Annotated in this window: 16 protein-coding genes; 6 read left to right on the top strand and 10 right to left on the bottom strand. The window is 58.7% G+C overall.

Features of this window, described 5'->3' with window-relative positions; genetic code table 11:
- Positions 1 to 109: 109 nt before the first annotated feature.
- The 3 genes from vsr (at position 110) to AAAX32_RS00540 (ending at position 3,206) form a co-directional block, all read left to right on the top strand.
- Positions 110 to 1,099, top strand: a complete 990-nt coding sequence (vsr, locus tag AAAX32_RS00550; RefSeq protein ID WP_349099580.1) for a DNA mismatch endonuclease Vsr — start codon at positions 110 to 112, stop codon at positions 1,097 to 1,099.
- 497 nt (positions 1,100 to 1,596) lie between these two features.
- Positions 1,597 to 2,526, top strand: a complete 930-nt coding sequence (locus AAAX32_RS00545; RefSeq protein WP_158566328.1) for an AraC family transcriptional regulator — start codon at positions 1,597 to 1,599, stop codon at positions 2,524 to 2,526.
- Positions 2,527 to 2,582: 56 nt separating this feature from the next.
- Complete coding sequence (locus AAAX32_RS00540; protein ID WP_217108190.1) at positions 2,583 to 3,206, top strand: HAD family hydrolase; 624 nt, start codon at positions 2,583 to 2,585, stop codon at positions 3,204 to 3,206.
- Between the two features lie 322 nt (positions 3,207 to 3,528).
- On the opposite strand, the gene AAAX32_RS00535 is transcribed toward AAAX32_RS00540, so the two are convergent.
- Positions 3,529 to 4,386, bottom strand: a complete 858-nt coding sequence (locus AAAX32_RS00535) for a class II fructose-bisphosphate aldolase (RefSeq protein ID WP_195521209.1) — start codon at positions 4,384 to 4,386, stop codon at positions 3,529 to 3,531.
- A gap of 335 nt (positions 4,387 to 4,721) precedes the next feature.
- Here AAAX32_RS00535 and AAAX32_RS00530 point away from each other — a divergent pair, with 335 nt between their 5' ends.
- Positions 4,722 to 5,525, top strand: a complete 804-nt coding sequence (locus tag AAAX32_RS00530; protein WP_195521208.1) for a DeoR/GlpR family DNA-binding transcription regulator — start codon at positions 4,722 to 4,724, stop codon at positions 5,523 to 5,525.
- Positions 5,526 to 5,584: 59 nt separating this feature from the next.
- Here the strand turns inward: AAAX32_RS00530 and AAAX32_RS00525 are convergent, their stop codons facing one another.
- Together AAAX32_RS00525 and AAAX32_RS00520 are read right to left on the bottom strand one after the other, a co-directional pair.
- The gene (locus tag AAAX32_RS00525) at positions 5,585 to 6,745 is read right to left on the bottom strand and encodes an FprA family A-type flavoprotein (RefSeq protein WP_040358947.1); all 1,161 of its coding nucleotides are present in this window, start codon (positions 6,743 to 6,745) and stop codon (positions 5,585 to 5,587) included.
- A 129-nt stretch (positions 6,746 to 6,874) separates the two neighbouring features.
- Positions 6,875 to 7,861, bottom strand: a complete 987-nt coding sequence (locus AAAX32_RS00520; protein WP_195521222.1) for a LacI family DNA-binding transcriptional regulator — start codon at positions 7,859 to 7,861, stop codon at positions 6,875 to 6,877.
- 383 nt (positions 7,862 to 8,244) lie between these two features.
- Here AAAX32_RS00520 and AAAX32_RS00515 point away from each other — a divergent pair, with 383 nt between their 5' ends.
- Positions 8,245 to 9,450 carry a galactokinase family protein gene (locus tag AAAX32_RS00515; RefSeq protein WP_349099577.1) on the top strand — a complete coding sequence of 402 codons (1,206 nt, stop codon included), beginning with the start codon at positions 8,245 to 8,247 and terminating at the stop codon, positions 9,448 to 9,450.
- The gene (locus tag AAAX32_RS00510; RefSeq protein WP_349099575.1) at positions 9,441 to 11,069 is read left to right on the top strand and encodes a UDP-glucose--hexose-1-phosphate uridylyltransferase; all 1,629 of its coding nucleotides are present in this window, start codon (positions 9,441 to 9,443) and stop codon (positions 11,067 to 11,069) included. Before AAAX32_RS00515 ends, AAAX32_RS00510 begins: the two co-directional genes overlap by 10 nt.
- Positions 11,070 to 11,310: 241 nt before the next feature.
- Here the strand turns inward: AAAX32_RS00510 and AAAX32_RS00505 are convergent, their stop codons facing one another.
- From AAAX32_RS00505 to AAAX32_RS00475, 7 genes are all read right to left on the bottom strand, one after another.
- Positions 11,311 to 12,246: a hexose kinase gene (locus AAAX32_RS00505; RefSeq protein ID WP_349099574.1), complete on the bottom strand. Its 936-nt coding sequence runs from the start codon at positions 12,244 to 12,246 to the stop codon at positions 11,311 to 11,313.
- Positions 12,247 to 12,302: 56 nt separating this feature from the next.
- Entirely contained in the window at positions 12,303 to 13,184 is an 882-nt protein-coding gene (locus tag AAAX32_RS00500; protein WP_349099572.1) for an aldose 1-epimerase family protein, read from the bottom strand.
- 233 nt (positions 13,185 to 13,417) lie between these two features.
- Entirely contained in the window at positions 13,418 to 13,942 is a 525-nt protein-coding gene (gene lacB, locus AAAX32_RS00495; protein ID WP_006234831.1) for a galactose-6-phosphate isomerase subunit LacB, read from the bottom strand.
- Positions 13,943 to 14,005: 63 nt separating this feature from the next.
- Entirely contained in the window at positions 14,006 to 14,434 is a 429-nt protein-coding gene (lacA, locus tag AAAX32_RS00490) for a galactose-6-phosphate isomerase subunit LacA (protein ID WP_006234830.1), read from the bottom strand.
- Positions 14,435 to 14,742: 308 nt separating this feature from the next.
- Complete coding sequence (locus AAAX32_RS00485) at positions 14,743 to 15,756, bottom strand: hypothetical protein (protein WP_349099570.1); 1,014 nt, start codon at positions 15,754 to 15,756, stop codon at positions 14,743 to 14,745.
- Between the two features lie 464 nt (positions 15,757 to 16,220).
- Positions 16,221 to 16,559 carry a PTS lactose/cellobiose transporter subunit IIA gene (locus AAAX32_RS00480; RefSeq protein ID WP_006234827.1) on the bottom strand — a complete coding sequence of 113 codons (339 nt, stop codon included), beginning with the start codon at positions 16,557 to 16,559 and terminating at the stop codon, positions 16,221 to 16,223.
- A 214-nt stretch (positions 16,560 to 16,773) separates the two neighbouring features.
- On the bottom strand, positions 16,774 to 17,778 hold the full coding sequence (locus AAAX32_RS00475) for a LacI family DNA-binding transcriptional regulator (protein ID WP_138340168.1): 1,005 nt from the start codon (positions 17,776 to 17,778) through the stop codon (positions 16,774 to 16,776).
- Between the last annotated feature and the right edge of the window lie 105 nt (positions 17,779 to 17,883).

Genomic DNA, 17,883 nt, shown 5'->3' with positions numbered 1-17,883 from the left:
TCGCAAGAAGACGAGTCGGCTACCATCGATATGGCTTACGCTTGCCTTACCGTTGTGTAAGGTACGGGTAGCTAGCCTGCCACGCGTTGATGTTGAGAGAGGACTCCTGTTGAAGACTGTTCATGTTGCCGCTGGGATCATTCGCAAGGATGGATCTGATAAGCTGCTTGCCGTGCAGCGCGGCTATGGCGACATGCAGGGACTTTGGGAGTTTCCCGGTGGCAAGCTCATGCGCGGCGAGACACCCGAAGACGCCGTACGCCGCGAGCTCATGGAAGAGCTGCAGGTCAAAGTCACCAACCTGCGCGATTTTTACACCGTTGAGTATGACTACCCCGATTTTCATCTCTCGATGGAGTGCTACTACTGCTCGCTCGCCGATGAATCCGACGAGCCCCAGAAGCATGACCGTCAGCTTGATATCCGTTGGATTCCGCGCACCTCGCTTGCCACGGTGAAATGGATGCCCGCCGACAAAGGGCTTATCGATGCGCTGATTGAGTTGAAGGAAGATCGGCTTGAGACCAACGGCGCTGTCAACGACGCCGAGGCCACCACGACCGATGAGCCCGCCACCAAACCCAAGCGCGCACCTAAGCGCCGTAGCAAAAAACGCCCCAAGCCTGGCCTGCTGGACGGCATCGACACCTCGGACCTCTCCGCTGACGAGCGCGAACTGGTCCGCCGTCGCGCCGCCATAAAAAAGTCCATGAAGGGCAACAAGCGCGCCAACACCAAGCCCGAGCTGCTCGTTCGCCAGCGTCTGCGCGCCGCGGGCCTTACGGGCTATCGCTTGGAATGGAAGGTTCCCGGCAAGCCCGACATCGCCTTCCCCGGGCGCAAGATCGCCATCTTCGTCAACGGTTGCTTTTGGCACCGCTGCCCCAAGTGCAACCCTAGCCAGCCCAAGCGCAACGTTGAGTTTTGGGAGGCAAAGTTCCGTCGCAACGTCGAGCGCGACCAAGCAGCCATCAACGCACTTACCCAAATGGGCTGGACGCCCATCACCGTCTGGGAATGCGAGCTCAAAAAAGACCGCATCGACGCCACGATGGAAAAGGTCATCGAGCAGGTGCGGGCCGCAGAGCCGCAGCGCTAGGAACGAGCCGTCCACACGCCCCACACAGGCAAGTCACATCCGCGCCACAAACCTTAGAAAGCCCTTAAGCTCAAAACCTTTCAAGAGTGTTACTCAATACCTATGACCTGCGGTTTCATGGTTACATCAAACCTCATTAAGCCTTTCTTTAGCGCTTCTTTGCAGCAGCCGCGGCATAATACTGCCAACGCACGGGACCTAGCAGCACACCCGTGCGCAATCTTTTGGTGGACATCGAGGAGGCCGCATAAGCATGCATTCTTCCAATGACGCAGCACAGCAGCCATCCCTAAAACATGCAGACCTTTTCTCCTTCCCCCCGACACAGAGAGACGGCCTCCTCGACTCCCCCACCACAAAAACCAAGCGCTCAGCCGATCAGAGCCTCAACTTACGAGCATCCTTCGAAAAGCTCCAAGCATCCCTAGACAAGGCGTTCCCCGAACAGGCAAGAGCAATCTAAGCCCATCGCGCTTTATACTGATGCCATGCGAAACATGGATCACATAGAATTGCACCGCGGAGGACGCGAGGAAGCGTTTCCCGAGACCGCCGAAGACTGGCCCTATATTGCCGAACGCGCAGAATTCGCTCGCTATCCGGGCAATTCCGTCCCCTGGCACTGGCATTCCGAAGTTGAGCTTTTCTACATGGAGCAGGGAGCGATTGACTATCGAACGCGCGCGGCTCATGAGCACGTACGCTTTGAGGAAGGGTCCGCCGGCTTTATCAACGGCGGCGTTTTGCACAGCACGCTGCAATCACCCAATTCGGCACCAGCCATTCAAATGTTGCATATCTTTCAGCCGTCGATGCTCGGCGATCCCGCGGGACGCCTTCAAAAGCGCTATATCAACCCATTGCTGCAATGTCGAGGCGTCGATGTGCTCAAATGGTCGCCCACCAACCCCGACGATATGCCCTTTATCGATTTGCTAAAGAGTTCCTTTAACCACGACCTTCAACGGCCGCAGAACGAGATGGCACTTCGGAATAGCTTGTCAGAGCTCTGGATTCAGATTTACGCCAAGGCCGAACCGCTCTTTTCCTCCGACAACGCCTCTTGGATGACCAACCGCGACGTACAGTTCAAGGCAATCCTGGACTATATCCGCGCAAACTATGCAGCCGCTATAGATGTGCCCCAGATGGCATCTGCAGCCGGCGTAAGCGAAAGAGAGTGTTACCGCATTATCGAAGCTTGCGCAGGAACGACCCCGGCGGCATATCTGCGCGCATACCGCGTAAACCGTGCTTGCGAACTTTTGGCACACACCACGCGAACGGTCCAGACAGTCGCGCGCCAATGCGGCTTTGCGACAGCAAGCCATCTTGGCCAGGTATTTAAAGAACAAATGGGATGCACTCCTTCGAGCTATCGAGCAGCGAGGCAGAATCTCGATAGTACCAGGCAGAAATCCCGCTAGCCCTTCTTCTGTCACTGCATCAAACTTGCAGGCAAACAACGGATAGGAGCTACTATATGAAGTACTTTGACTATATCGTGTTTGACGTTGATGGGACATTGGCAGATACAGAAGAAAGCGTGCTGTCATCGCTTGGCCAGATTGTCCAAGAAGAAACCGGCAAAACGCTTCCCCGACACGAGCTTGAATTTGCCCTCGGAATACCCGGCAAGAACGCCCTTGAGAAACTTGGGATCTACTCGCAGGCAACGTTGAATCGCTGGTGCCAAGTTGCTGCCAGCTTTAAAAGCACCATCAGCGTGTTTCCCGGCTTGCACGAAGTTATCGCAACACTCTCCGACAACGGCTGCAAACTTGGCATCGTCTCCTCACGCGCGCGCGACGAATACGCAGAAGAAATTGCACCCCTTGGCTTCGATAAGTATTTTGAGCACATCATCCTTGTCGAAGACACAACCGAACATAAACCCGCACCCGCTCCCATGCTCGAATATCTCCGGCGTACGGGCGCGAATCCTGGCAACGTCGTCTACGTTGGCGACACCGTCTACGACGAACAATGCGCAACTTCGGCAGGAGTCAGTTTTGCCAGAGCGGCATGGGGATCACACCAAGACATCCCAAACGCCACCTACAACCTCAAAACCCCCAACGACCTGCTAACCCTAACAACCAAGTAACCCCCGCGCCCCACCCTTTCAGCCCCAACGCCACAAGGGCGATTGAGCAGGACGGCTTGGGCGGGTCCCGTACTTAGTTTCCAAAATCATTCCGCAGCGCGAAGGCTTCTTATTATTTTTCCGCCCTAACGCCACAAGGGCGACGACCTCGAGAAGGTCAACTTGGGAGGGACGAGGGCTTAGTTCCCCAATCTTTCCGCAGGGGGCAAAAAGCCTCGCCGCACGAAGTGCGCAGCGAGGCTTTTTGCATGCCCGAGGACGATTGGGGGACTAAGCCCTCGTCCCTCCCCGGGATATGTAGCGAGCCGGAGTACCCTTGCTGTTACTCTGCTTTGCCCACGGAGTTGAGGTTGGTCATGCGGATCTTAACCAGCTCGGTGATCTCACGCATGCCCTCCTTGGCCGGCTTCTTGGGATCGAAGCAGGCGGGGTTCTCGGCCATGTAGGCCATGAAGCCCTTGGTGTAGGCCTGACGCAGCTCGGTAGCGTAGTTAACCTTGCAGATGCCGTTCTTCACGGCCTCGGCGACCTGCTCATCGGGCACACCGGAGGTGCCATGCAGAACCAGCGGCACGTCGACGGCGTCGCGGATGGCCTTGACCACGGACTGCTCGATGTGCGGATCGCTCGTGTACACACCGTGGCTGGTGCCAACGCCAATAGCGAGGGAGGTGCAGCCAGTGCGCTCGACGAACTCCTTAGCCTCGGCAGGATCGGTGTAGGGGCTCTCGCCCTCAACCGCGGGACCGTCGTCCTCCTTGCCGCCAACCTTACCGAGCTCGGCCTCGACGGGCACGCCCATGGCGCAGCCAGCGTCGGCGACGGACTTGGTCAGGGCGATGTTGTCCTCGAAGGACTCGTGCGAACCGTCGATCATGACAGAGGTGTAGCCCGTGCGGAAAGCCTGCATGCAGCGGTCATAGCCATCGCCGTGATCGAGGTGCAGAGCGACGGGCACGGAAGCGCGCTCGGCGGCAGCCTTGACCATACCGTAGAAGTAGTCCAGACCAGCGGTCTTGATGGTGCCCGGGGTGGTCTGCATGATGACGGGGGACTTGGTCTCCTCGGCGGCGGCCAGAACGGCCATAACAAACTCGAGGTTCTCGACGTTGAACGCGCCGACGGCGTAGTGGCCAGCCTGAGCGTCCTTGAGCATCTTTTCGGTGGTAACAAGTGCCATGAGCGTTTGCTCCTCTCCCTCGCCCGCATCCGGACATCGGGCGTAGTTGTTCACAAGGCGTTTTACCTTGCGTTTTGCTGCGCTCATTGTATGAAAATCGATGGTGTCGCACGCATGAGATATCACCGGCACACAGGTCAAGACGCTCGTTTTTGAAAAGCAAACGGAAGAGATTCGCACCGGATTCCTCTATACGACATTGCAGTTTTCAAGCGAATCATCTTTCTTTTATAGAAAAGATAAGTAATCGAAAGGTGTTTTCTTACTCAAAAAGAAAATGAACGAAAATGGACTCAACACAATTCCTGCAAATTTCAGTTGAGGATGGAGCAGCTATGGCCCATGTAACAACCCGAGCCTTCGCCGATGAGCGTCGTGCCGCCATCATGGAGATGCTTGAGCATAACGCCTCGGTGCAGGTAGCAGAAATCGCCCAGACCTTTGGCGTGTCCTCCGTCACCGCCCGCGCCGACCTAGACGCGCTCGCCGAAGCAGGCAAGCTGCGCCGCACACATGGCGGCGCTGTGTCGCTCCACAAACGCCTAACCGTCTCCACGCAGGATCGCCGCATCAATGTCAACGTCGCCGCCAAGCAGGCCATCGCGCAAAGCGCCATCGAGCTCGTCAGTGACGGCGACACGTTGCTCGTCGACTCGGGCACCACGGCGCTCGAGTTCGTCCGGCTCCTCGATCAGCGCGACGGTATCACCGTCATCACGGCCGACATTACCATTGCCGATTACATCGACGAGAGCATGCCCTCAGTCGATGTCGTCATGCCGGGCGGGGCGCTGCGCAAAGGCCATCGTTATCTGTACGGACCGCTCACTATGCAGGCGCTCCAAATGGTCCACGCCGATCTTGCCGTCATGTGCCCTGGAGCTTTTGTTCCCGGCTGCGGCTTTACGACCGACTTTCCCCAGATGGCTGAGACCAAAACGGCTATGATCGCCGCAGCCCATCAAAGCGTCGCCCTCATGGACGCCAGCAAGGTTAACGGACGCGGTATGTATCGTTTTGCCGAGCTTGCCGACGTCGACACCATCGTGATGGACTGTGATCCCGATGGCGCCGTCGCCACCTCAATCGCCGAGACCGCCGACGACGCCCGCCCGAATCTCGTCATCGCCGGCGCTTAAACAAAAACCACCACAAAGGTACCTTTGTGGTGGTTTTGCTCGTTAAAAGCGAGATATCGCTACTTGGACAGCTCGTCAGCAAGGACCTCGATCTGAGCGCGCGAGGCGTCGTTGAGCGAACCCAGCACGGTCACCTTGTTCTGCGCCAGGGTGATGTCCTTCATGCCCTCGAGCTCCTTGGTCATAACCTTGGCAGCGGTGGGCGCCCAGGAGCCGGCCTCGACGAGTGCCACCGTACGGTTCTGATAGGCGTGCTCGGCAAGCGTATGGATAAAGGTGCTCACGAACGGGAAGATCTCGCCCTGATAGGTAATGGAAGCGAGCACCAGACGGTCATAGCGGAACGCATCCTCAACCGCCTCGGCCATATCGTCGCGAGCTAGGTCAAAGACGGAGACCTTCTGACCGCGGGCCTCGAGCGCAGAAGCGAGCTCCTCAACGGCAGCCTTCAGATGACCATACACACTCGCATAGGCAATCGTGATGCCCTCGTCCTCGGGCTGATAGCTCGACCAGGTGTTGTAGGTGTCGAGGTAATAGCCCAGGTTCTCGCTAAGAACAGGACCGTGAAGCGGGCAAATAATCTGGATGTCCAGATTGGCGGCCTTCTTAAGCACGGCCTGCACAAACTTGCCGAACTTTCCCACGATGCCAAAGTAGTAACGGCGCGCTTCGCAAGCCCAGCCCTCGGGATCCTCGATGTCGTTGGCGCCAAACTTGCCAAAGCCGTCGGCGCTAAAGAGCACCTTGTCGGTGGACTCGTAGGAGAAAAGCACCTCGGGCCAGTGCACGTTGGGGGCGCCGACAAACGTCAGGCTGTGACCGCCCAGATCGAGCACGTCGCCATCTTTGACGACCATCTTACGCTCGGGGAAGTCGGTGCCAAAGTAGTTGACCATCATGCGGAAAGCACCCATGCTGGCCACAATCTGCGCCTGGGGATAGCGCTCCATAAAGGCGGCGATACCGGCGGAGTGATCGGGCTCCATATGATGGACAACCAGGTAGTCGGGCGTGCGGCCATCGAGCACGGTCTCGAGGTTACCGAGCCACTCGTCGACAAAGCCAGCGTCGACCGAATCGGCGACAGCGATTTTATCGCCCAAGATAACGTAGCTGTTATATGCCATACCGTTCTCGGACACGTCGTACTGGCCCTCGAACAGGTCAATGTCGTGATCGTTGACGCCAATGTAGCGGATATCCTTGGTGATCTCCATCAGGCAAAGCCTCCTAGATAGACAAAAGAGCTCGTCTATCATAGCACTCGTCTTTAGAGCCACAGCTATCTGCCGGCAACCTTACCGATTGTTATTTAGGCGGAATATACCGCCGTTGACCTGCAAAAACTATACGCGATGAGCTGCCGTGGTATGTCGAACGATGAGCTGGCCGGGAATACGAATAGCAACGGTTTTGCCCGCCGTACCTGCCTCGGGAACCGCATGCTCGAATACCTCGCGTCCGCGCTGATGCAGATCGAATCGCACAGTCGTGAGCTCGTTATGCGCGACAAAGTCGTCGAGCGAGTCATCGACGCCCACCACGCTCACGTCCTCGGGCACGCGCAGACCGCTATCGCGCAGCGCTGCAATCGCGCCATTTGCCATCTGGTCGTTTGCCGCATAGATCGCCGTCATGGTGCGGTCGTTCTCGGCCAGATATCTGCCGGCCTCGTAACCGCTGTTGGCAGACCAGTCGCCCTCGAGCGGCTCTGCCGGCTCGATGTGTTTACGCTCGAGTGCATCCTGCCAACCGGCGCGACGAAATTGCTCGTCGACCGAGAACGACGGGCCACCGATATAGCGAATCTGCTCGTGTCCCAGCTCAAACAGGTGATCCATAAGCAATAGCGAGCAGCCGTAATGGTCGGAATCGACCGTGGTCACGCGCGGATGCGCGTACATGGTGACGATAACCGTGCCAATGCCCGGCAGTGGATTGAACGTCTCAAAATCGGGAGCCATACGGCTCATGCCGATAATGATGCCGTCCACGGGCAGCGCGGCCATACGACGCGTGGCCTCGGCAAGCGAAAACTCCTCGGTCTTGGACATCTCGACCAGCGTGATGGCGCAATTATGCTCGCGAGCAGCGCTGGCGATCCCGTCGATCATTGAGAGGTTGCCAAACTTGGTGACATCGTTGACGCACAGACCGACCGAATGGTAACGGCCGTCGCGCAGCGAGCGACCGGCATAACTCGGACGAAATCCGAGCTCTTGCATAGCGGCCTGCACGCGCTGGCGCGTCTGCTCGTTGACGTTAGGAAGGCCGTTGGCAACGCGCGAAACCGTCTGCTGCGAAACACCGGCAGCGCGGGCAACGTCGGCCATGGAAACCGGGCGCGTACCTGTATCGTTGGAAGGGCGCCTTGCCACAAAATCACCTTCGCTCTCGCAAGATCTGAATAGCGTGAATGTCGGCCCGAGCGGAAGCACGCCCCGCACCGAGGCCCGCTATCGTCGGACGCATGTTAACGTACTCTACTTTTTCTATCAGCGGTTCTTTTGCTCCATATGTCCATACGGCTACACCGTTCACGGCCGAAAATCTACCGATTACCAGATTCTCAGAAATAGATATGCGTTGTGTTATGAGTACGTTAACATACCTATTAACGTGCAGCGCTGCGACCGTCTGGTTTGTGGTGCTCAAAATTGTTAACGTACTCATAATGACACGGACCAATCTCTCCCGCGTCAAGGAAAGGACCCATATGACCGCCCCCGACGAAAAGACACTCACCACGCTCACCAGGCTGTTCGAGGAGGAGTTTGGCCCCATCGGCGACCGCCAGGTGCTCTACGTACACGCGCCCGGGCGTTCCGAGATCAGCGGCAATCACACCGATCACGAGGGCGGTCACGTTATCGCCGGCTCGCTCGATGTCGCCGTCGACGGCATCGCCGTGGCAACCGACTCCAACAAGGTCCGTGTCGCCGACGAGGGCTATCCTACGTTTGAGATCACGCTCGACACGCTGGATGTTCAGGAGTCCGAGAAGGGCACGTCCGCAAGCCTCGTGCGTGGTATGGCCCACGAGGTCGCAGCGCTTGGTGTTGAGCCCAAGGGCTTCGACTTTGCCTTTACCTGCTCCGTCCCTTCGGGCGGCGGTCTTTCGAGTTCTGCTGCTGTCGAGGCGGCATACGGCCGCGCCATGGAAACCCTCTGGGGCTCACCCGCAATTGAGCCCGTCGCACTCGCCCAGATGAGCCAGCGCACCGAGAACAACTACTATGGCAAGCCCTGCGGTCTTATGGACCAGGCCGCCGTTTGCTTGGGCGGCCTTGCCTACATGGACTTTGAGGACCAGGCTCAGCCTAAGACCCAGAAGCTCGAGCTCAACTTTGAGGATCACGGCTATGCGCTCGTGCTCGTTAAGGTCGGCGCCGACCACGTGGCAGCCACCGACGACTACGCCGCCGTTCCGCGCGAGATGCAAGACGTCGCCGCCGAGTTTGGCAAGGCACGCCTGTGCGAGGTAAACGTTGCCGATTTTGACGCCAAGCTCCCCGAGCTGCGCGCCAAGCTGGGCGACCGTGCCTGCCTGCGCGCCGTTCACTACTGGTACGAGAACGGCCTGGTCGATAAGCGCTGGGCGGCCCTGAACGCCGGTGACATTGACCAGTTCCTGGTCCTGACGCGCGAGTCCGGCGCCAGCTCTGCCATGTACCTGCAGAACGTTGTTGCCAAACTGGGTGCCGAGCAACCTTCCATGTACGCGCTTGCTCTTGCCGAGCATGTGCTTGACGGCCGCGGCGCCGTCCGCATCCACGGCGGCGGCTTTGGTGGCACCATCCAGGCCTTTGTGCCGCTCGATCTGGTCGACACCTTCATTACCAAGATGAACGGCTGGCTGGGCAAGGGCTCTGCCCGTCACTACGCCATATCTGACAAGGGGGCTTACGCGGCATGGCTGTAATGACTGACGTGCGCGAGGCCGCGCAGAACCTGATCGAATACGCTATCCACCGATCGATGATCGGCCAGGACGATCGCATCTGGGCATACAACACCATTCTGGAGTGCATAGGCGCCACGGGTCCCGCGCTCAACATGACCTGGGCGCTGCAGAACGAGAAGCTCTCGCTCTTGCACCCCGATACGCTCCCCGATTTTGACCTGGAGGGCACGCTTGCCGCGCTTTCCGAGGTCGCCGTTGCCAGCGGTGCCGCCGAGGACACGGCATCGGGCCGCGACCGCATCGCCATGCGCATCATGGGCGCGCTGATGCCGAGACCTTCGGTTGTAAACGAGGAATTCAACGGCCGCATGGGCGTCAACGAGCCCCGCGCCGCGACCGACTGGTTCTACGGCCTGTGCTGTGACGCCGGTTACGTGCGCCGCGCCGCCATCGCGCGCAACATCAAATGGAGCACTTCCACCAACTGGGGTGACCTGGAGATCACCATCAACCTGTCAAAGCCCGAAAAGGACCCGCGCGATATTGCCGCAGCCGGTGCCGCCAAAAACACGGGCGAGAAGTATCCCGCCTGTCAGCTCTGCATCGAAAACGAGGGCTACCCCGGACGCTCCGCCGCAGCCGACGGCGGTGCTCACCCCGCCCGCCAGAATCTGCGCGTTATCCCCATCCAGCTCGACGGCGAGCGCTGGGGCTTCCAGTACAGCCCGTACGCGTACTTTAACGAGCACTGCATTGCCATGAGCTCCGAGCATCGTCCGATGCACGTCGACCGCAAAGGCCTGACCTGCCTGCTCGATTTTGTGGACCTGTTCCCGCATTACTTCATCGGCTCTAACGCCGACCTGCCCATCGTGGGCGGCTCGATTCTTTCGCACGACCACTTCCAGGGCGGCGCGCACGAGTTCCCCATGATGCACGCCGCCGAGGTCTCGCAGTTTAGCGTGCCCGGTTTTGACCAGGTCAGCGGTACCGTGCTGCAGTGGCCGCTCTCGGTGCTGCGCCTACGCTCGCATGACCGCGCTCAGCTGCTCGACGCTGCCGAGAAGATTATCCTCGCCTGGCGCGAGTGGACCGATGAATCGGTGGGCGTCATCGCGCACACAGCCGATGGCGTGGCCCACAACACCGTGACGCCCGTCATCCGCCGCGTCGACTCCCGCGGCAATGCCGGCGGCGAAATCTACGAGGCCTACCTGGCGCTTCGCTGCAACATCACGACCGACGAGCATCCGCTGGGCGTGTTCCACCCGCATGCCGAGTATCACCACATTAAGAAGGAGAACATCGGCCTGATCGAGGTCATGGGTCTGGCGATTTTGCCGCCGCGCTTGGTTCCCGAGCTCGGCGCTGTCCGCGAGCACCTGCTGGCGGCCAAAGCCGATACCAACTACGACCTTGCCAGCGCGCTCGAGGGCGACGGCCTTTGCCGCAGCCACGCCGCATGGGCCGAGGACGTTTTTGCCCGCCGCGCCGACGAGCTTACGGCCGACAACGCCATCGATATCCTGCACGAGGAGGTCGGCGTGGTGTTTGGCCACGTACTCGACAACGCCGGCGTCTTTAAGTGGGACGAAGCCGGCCGCGCCGCCCAACAGCGCTTTATTGACTCGCTGTAAGGATCCCTTGGGGACGGAGGAAAACGGATCATTTCGTCTTCAAGACAACGGCGCCCGCCGGCAACATCGCCGACGGGCGCCGTTTTTGAGTGTAGTCGTCGGGGACGTTCTTAAACGACTAGTCATTAAAGAACGTCCCCGACGACTAATGACTCGAGCGTGGAAAATCTCCCACTTTGAGCTCGTATGGGCACCAAAAGCGGGAGATTATCCACGCTCATTCTATTAGGAGTCGCAACCGCTACAACTCTACGACTTCAACGCTGTTGTAGATCTCGTCCCAGCGGTCCATGACCAGGTGGCCGGTCTTGGGATCCATGGCGTTGAGCTTGCCGCAGGTATTGGCGGTCTTGAGCACCGTGACGTCGTCGGCACCAGCAGCAATGGCATGCGCAAAGCCGGCGATGGTCGAGTCACCGGAACCCGTCGCGTTCACAGCCGCAATCGCGGGCGTCTTGGCGCGGAACGCGCGGCCCTCATGGAAGCCCACCGAACCGGCAGCACCCATCGAAACGACAACCCAGGGAATACCGGCAAAGCGGCCATCGGAGGCAAGCGCCTCGCGCAGGGCATCGACATCGTCGGTCGTAAAGGACGTACCCAGCAGGCCGTTGATCTCGGTCAGGTTGGGCTTTACGAGCTCAGGCTTAGCGTCGGACTCCAGCGCGGCCTCCAGCGATGCACCCGAGGTGTCGAGCAGCACCTTGGCGCCCGCCTCCTCGGCAATCTTGACGAGCTCGGCATAGTAACCGGCATCGACGCCACGCGGCAGCGAACCCGAAAGCGTCACGACGTCCGCCTTCGCTGCAAGCTCGGCGAACTTAGCCGTAAAGGCCTCGAGCTCGGCCGGGGCGATCTGCGGGCCGCTCTCCAGCAGCTCGGTCTGATTGCCCTCGTGCAGAATATTCAGGCAAATGCGCGTCTCACCGGCAATGGGCACAAAGTCGTTCTTGACGCCGTCGGCATCCATAAGCTCGGCCATATAGGCACCCATGTGGCCGCCGAGCAGGCCGGTCGCGAGCACATCGTCGCCCAACTGCAGCAGCACTCGGCTCACGTTGAGACCCTTGCCGCCAGCGGTCTTTTCGGGCGTCACGCGGTTAACATCGTCGATGATCAGCTTGTCGAGCTGATAGCGCGTATCAATCGACGGGTTCATGGTAACGGTCAGAATCATATTGAACTCCTGTTTCCGGGGCACGACGTGTGCGACCCCAAACATACGATAGCTCTTTAAAGGATCTCGATCTCAAAACCGCGGATGACGGTCTCCCCCGGCTTGGCAACCAGGCAGCCACGCTTGTGCTCAAGAATATCGTCCTCGTCGGAGCAGGTGGACAGGCCGCCCCACGGCTCAACTGCGACAAAGTCGCCCTCGGGCTTGCTCCACACAATCAGGTACGGCATATCGGGGAACGTCAAACGCACACCCTTGTCCTCGGTTTTCTTGGTCAGCGTAACCACGCGGCTCTCGAGCACGTCAAAGATAGTCTCCGCGAAGTCGAAGAGTTCGTGGGTCAGCGGCAGGTTCTGGTCGATCATAGGGTTCTTGCTGCGATGCTCAACATCAATCAAGCCCGTCGAGGGAACGGCAGTGCAGAGCTCGGTGGCCTCACGCTGCTCAAAACGGAGCTCGTAGTCGTCATAGGACTCGCCCTCGTCGAGCGGGCACTTAAAGCCGGGGTGACCGCCCACAAAGAACGGCATGTCCTCGGTGCCCTCATTGGTCACCTCGTACGACACGGCCACCTTTTCCGAATCGATCGTGTAACGAGCAACGATCTTAAACGGATACGGGTACTGCTCGAGCAACTCGGCATGGTCGGTAGAGCTTAGGCTCAGCGCAACCATGTTGTCGCTCTGTTCCTCGAGCTTCCACTCCTGTTTGCGCGCAAAGCCGTGGCGGGCGAGCTTTACCTCGCGGCCGCCCATGGTCGTTGCGTGACCGTCACGAAGGCCACCGCAGATCGGGAAACAAATGGGCGCCTGGCCCGACCAGACCGCCGGGTCACCCTGCCACAGGTACTCACGGCCGTTGGCCGCAATAGAAGTGAACGACCCGCCCGCCGTGCTCAGTGCTACGCGGATAGAACCGTTATCAAGAACAAACTCCATAGGAGCCTTCCCTTTCTTACGACAGCCCGCCAAGTCAATAGGGCTGATAGAAAACCGGCCCGCGCCCCCTCACAGAAACGCGAGCCGTCAATTGAAAAGCTGCAGAATGCCGGGTACCGCCAAGAGCGAAGCACTCAAGCCAAGCAAGCAAACGTGTTATCGGAGCAGCTAGCCCGCCAGATGGCTTCGCAGCGTCGACCCGTTACGCGGTTTGGTAAAACCGCGTAACCTCCTTAGTCGTGGTATTCGCCGCGGTCCCACTTCTCGAGGAACTCGTCAAAGAAGTGCGGGTCAGCCTGAGCCTCGGCGTCGGCCTTGTTGCAGGCGTCGATCTTGGCGATCAGGGCGTCGTGCTCGGGAGTCTTCTCGTAGGGCTCCTCAAGGAAGGCAAGCATGATGTCGGCCATCAGGAACTCGCCGGTGATCTTGCCGCCAAAGCCCACGATATTCGCGTTGAGCTCGCGGCGGGCATACAGGGCAGAGGTCATGTCGCGGACCAGGGCGCAGCGAGCGCCGGGAACCTTGTTGACGGCGTTGGTGATGCCGATGCCGGTGCCGCACAGGGCCACGCCAAAGTCGGCCTTGCCGCTGGCAACAGCCTCGCCCACGGCCTTACCGTAGATGGGATAGTGCGTACGGGTGTGGCTGTAGGTGCCGCAGTCGAGCACCTTGTAGCCAGCCTGCTCCAGGCGGTCGGCCAGATAGATCTTCTCGTCCGTAACGATATGGTCGCAACCGATTGCGATGGTCTTCTTCATCAGAACGTCCTTTCGTCTGAATTCACAAGTTGAGGTAGAAGTTCGAGTTCTCGGTGGCTCTCGTTAGGCCATCTTGTTGAGCATGTCGACACGGATCTGGTGACGGCCGCCGGCGTACTGGGCGCGCAGGAACTCGCGGGCGATCTTCTTGGCGACCTCGGTGCCCACAACGCCCGGGCCCATGGTGACCATGCGCGAACCGTTGTGCTCGCGGGTCATGTAAGCGGAACGCTCATCGGAAATGTTGGCGACGACCATGCCCTTGATCTTGACGGCGGCCATATAGGAGCCGACGCCGTACTTATCGAATGCGAAGCCCTGGGAATCCTTGTGCTCCAGCAGGTCCTTGGCAACGGCGGTCGCGGAATCGACAAAGTCCGCGGCAGGGGTCTCGGAATAGTCGACGACCTCGTGACCGTCGGCGATGAGCATCTCCTTGATGGACTCCTTCATCGACATACCGTCGGCATCGGAAGCGATTACAACCCTCATGACATCCTCCTTGAGAGATACGCAGGTGCGTAGTTTCTGTTTGGAAGTGTTGAATCGCGTTCAGGTCCGGGCATCTGAATGTGCGGTTCTTCACTGTTCATGTTTATTTGAACACATTCGAACATCGACTGCAACAACTATTTGTTTGTCTTTGTTCTTTTTTGAACAAAGACCGTTCACGGATGATTGTTGACCGTTTGGGATCAGGAACGGCCGGGCTTACCACGTATTCAACAAACAAAAAGGCGGCCGAGAACGCATCTCGGCCGCCCTTCGGCGGTATGCCCTGGTATATACAGCTGTTTTAGCTACTCGGACTGCCCTCCCTTTTTGGCGTGCTTGGACGGAGCGCTCAAGAAACGACCCGTCAAATAGTTCGCTGGACCGGAAATATCAATCCCCAGCAACACGTGCCCCAGCCACAAAAACGCCGCGAGCACCAGCAATGGGATAACACACGAGGTCACGATCATCACGATGACGCCTTCGATCAGATCGGTCACCTGTTGCACAATCTCATCGGTCATCTGCTTGGCGCCGCTGGTCACCGACGTGACAAGACCCGAGGCGCCGTCGGCAAGCTGCTCAAGCACGTTCTTGGACTCTGTGGACTCGACCTTTTTCTTGCTTGCCTTGGAGTTATCGCTATCTTCCGCACTCGCAGCGTCAGTCGCCTTTTGCTCAGCCGCTTCGATGCTCACTCGATACGTTTCGTCGACCTTTTGCGACACCCATACACTTGCAGGCACCAACGCCATGCCGATCATGGCGACCACCAGCACGCGCGTCGCCACGCGACGAAGGACGGCGCTGGTGCTCCAGCGTCCGTGAATGCCAAGCGACACCGCGAAGAGTACGAACGAGAACGGGATCAGGATGCCCAGACCAACCGACCACAAAATGGTCAGCAGGTATTTCTCGAGGTAGAGCACGGCAAGCACGATACCCAAGTTACCCGAAAGCTGCGCGAGCTGCTCGGCAACCGGCGTACCCGTATCACCCGGCAGCGCGGTAATACCCGCAGACAGCGCCACGCACGAGGTCGTGAGCGCCAGTACGTTACCTTTCTTTTGATCGATGACCTCGATGGTGGAGTCCCAAGTTTTGGTATCGGCGAAATGCGGACGAGCTACAAAGCCCGACAGCAGCGCCAGTACTACGAGCGCAACGATAAAGCCAATCTGCAGCTTTTTGTTTGCGCACACGACATCGGACAGGCTGGGCTGCAGCTCGGTTACCGTCGTGTGCTCGGTTATCTGGACAGGACGCCCATGAGCCATCTCGTGCGTGCCTCTCTTTTGAATCGATCCATTGTCCGGCATTTGGATACCTCCTCATTCCGGCCTGTATTGCGGATGGAAGTATACCCACCCAGCGAAAAACCGAACGGGAGGGCGTGCAGAAGCTCCATAACGCTGCTAGTCGAATAGTGCCATTTCAAAACTATGCCGGTTTACTACGATAAAACCGATAGGACCGACCACATTTGCTATTAGTAGAAAATGACAAGCGTTCTACCTGCGGTTTTGATAACGCTGTTCTTTCCATAGTTGAAAGAATGCGATTCATCGTAGTAAACCGGCATAGTTTTGTAACCGACAGGCCGATTCGGCAGCGCAGCAAACCCAATAACCCGTTTTCTTCCATCCTCAAAGGATCAAATGCATGGCAGGAGTGTCCCTAACTGCCGGCAGATAAGGAACGTCCCCAAGTGCCGGGTAAAAAGAAAAACCCTGCCGCGGATAGCGGCAGGGTTTTTGGAAGGGGACGAAGTTGTGCGGACTCGTTAGGCGAGCTTGGCCTCGAGCTCGGCGATACGCTTGTAGGCATCGATGGTAAAGCGGGTCTGCTTCTCCAGGATCATAGTGGTCATGAGGGTATCCTGAGCGTGAGCCATGATGAAGGTCATCTCCATCTCGCCACCGCCGGCCTCCTGCGAAAGCAGCTTGGTCTGCGTGTCGTGAGCGCCGATAAGTGCATCGCTGGCATCCTTGTGCAGTTGCTCGGCCTTCTCAAAATCACCCTCGCGAGCAGCATCGAGCGCTGCAAGCAGATCGGTCTGGGCGTCACCTGCGTATGCGACAATCTCGAATCCAACCATCGAGATTTCTTCTTTGGTTGCCATATTGCGTTCCTTTCACATATGAACCAACGGAGAGCATCGCGTCCGGGCATACGCGCTGCGCTGTGTATGACAGAAACAATAACATTCAAACAAAAAGGAACAATGCAAACCGTTATTTCGAGCCGTGAACGGTCTTTTTTCGCCCGTGAACGGTTTCCAAACCATTTCGAACAATATCAAACATGATTAGCGGAAACCCAAACAGGACCGCACCCTAACGCAAATCGCGTACCGTATCGCCCTCCACGAGCACGCCGGGGATCAGCATGTGCTCCACGCCAGACACAACGCCCTCGGCGCCGGCGATCTTGTCGACCGCCCACATGCCGACGCGCCTGTTGTCAAAGCGCACGGTGGCCAGGCGACGATCGGGCACGATGTCGCCCAGACTGTCATCAACACCCACCACACTCACGTCCTCGGGCACGTGCTTTCCGCGCGACTCGAGTCCGCGAATGCAGCCGTAGGCCATGGCGTCGTTAGAAGCATAAATGGCCGTACAGGTCGGATCGTCCGCCAGAGCCTGACCGGCAGCATACCCGCTCTGTGCCGTCCAATCGCCACGAACGAGTCGCGGCGGCTCAATACCATGTGCGTGCAATGTCTCGCGCCAGCCTTCCTCGCGTTGCATGCCCGAAAGCGAGCGCTCGGGACACGAGATGAAATGCACGGTCTTGTGCCCCTGCCTCAGCAAGTACTCGACAACCTGGCGCGAGCAATCGAACTGGTCGTTATCGACCGTTGAACAGAGCGGATGCTCCAGCATCGTAACGAGCACCGTCTGCATGCCGGGCAGCGGCTCGAAGGTGCCAAAGTCCGCCGGCATGCGATTCATGATCACGACCATGCCGTCTACCGGCAGCGCGCTCATGCGCGACGATGCGCTCTCGAGGGTATACGGATGCCCATCTACTTTAGTGAGGGTGATGGCATAGCCATGTTTGTCGGCCGCGGCGGCAAAGCCCTCCATACGGTCGAGGTTGCCGGTACCGGTAATGTTGAACATGGCGACGCCAACGGTCTTAAACTTGCCACGGCGCAGCGATCGACCGGCAAAATTGGGGCGATACCCCAGCTCGCGCATGGCGGCACGCACGCGTTCCTTGGTCTCGGGGCGCACACTGGGCGAATCGTGCACGGTGCGCGAGACCGTCTGCTCCGAGACGCCCGCGAGGCGCGCCACGTCTTTGACGGATACCGATTTTTTAACAGCGGCCATAGGTCGATCTTTCTATGTCAACGATGCCATTGGTGGCACCCTACGCAGTCAAATGAAACGTCTTCAAGTATATCTAACGCCTCCCCCACCATACGCTCACCACCC

Origin of the sequence: Collinsella sp. CLA-ER-H3 (genome assembly GCF_040092425.1) — a bacterium.
Classification (GTDB): domain Bacteria; phylum Actinomycetota; class Coriobacteriia; order Coriobacteriales; family Coriobacteriaceae; genus Collinsella.
This window is presented reverse-complemented; position numbering and strand designations above follow the sequence as displayed.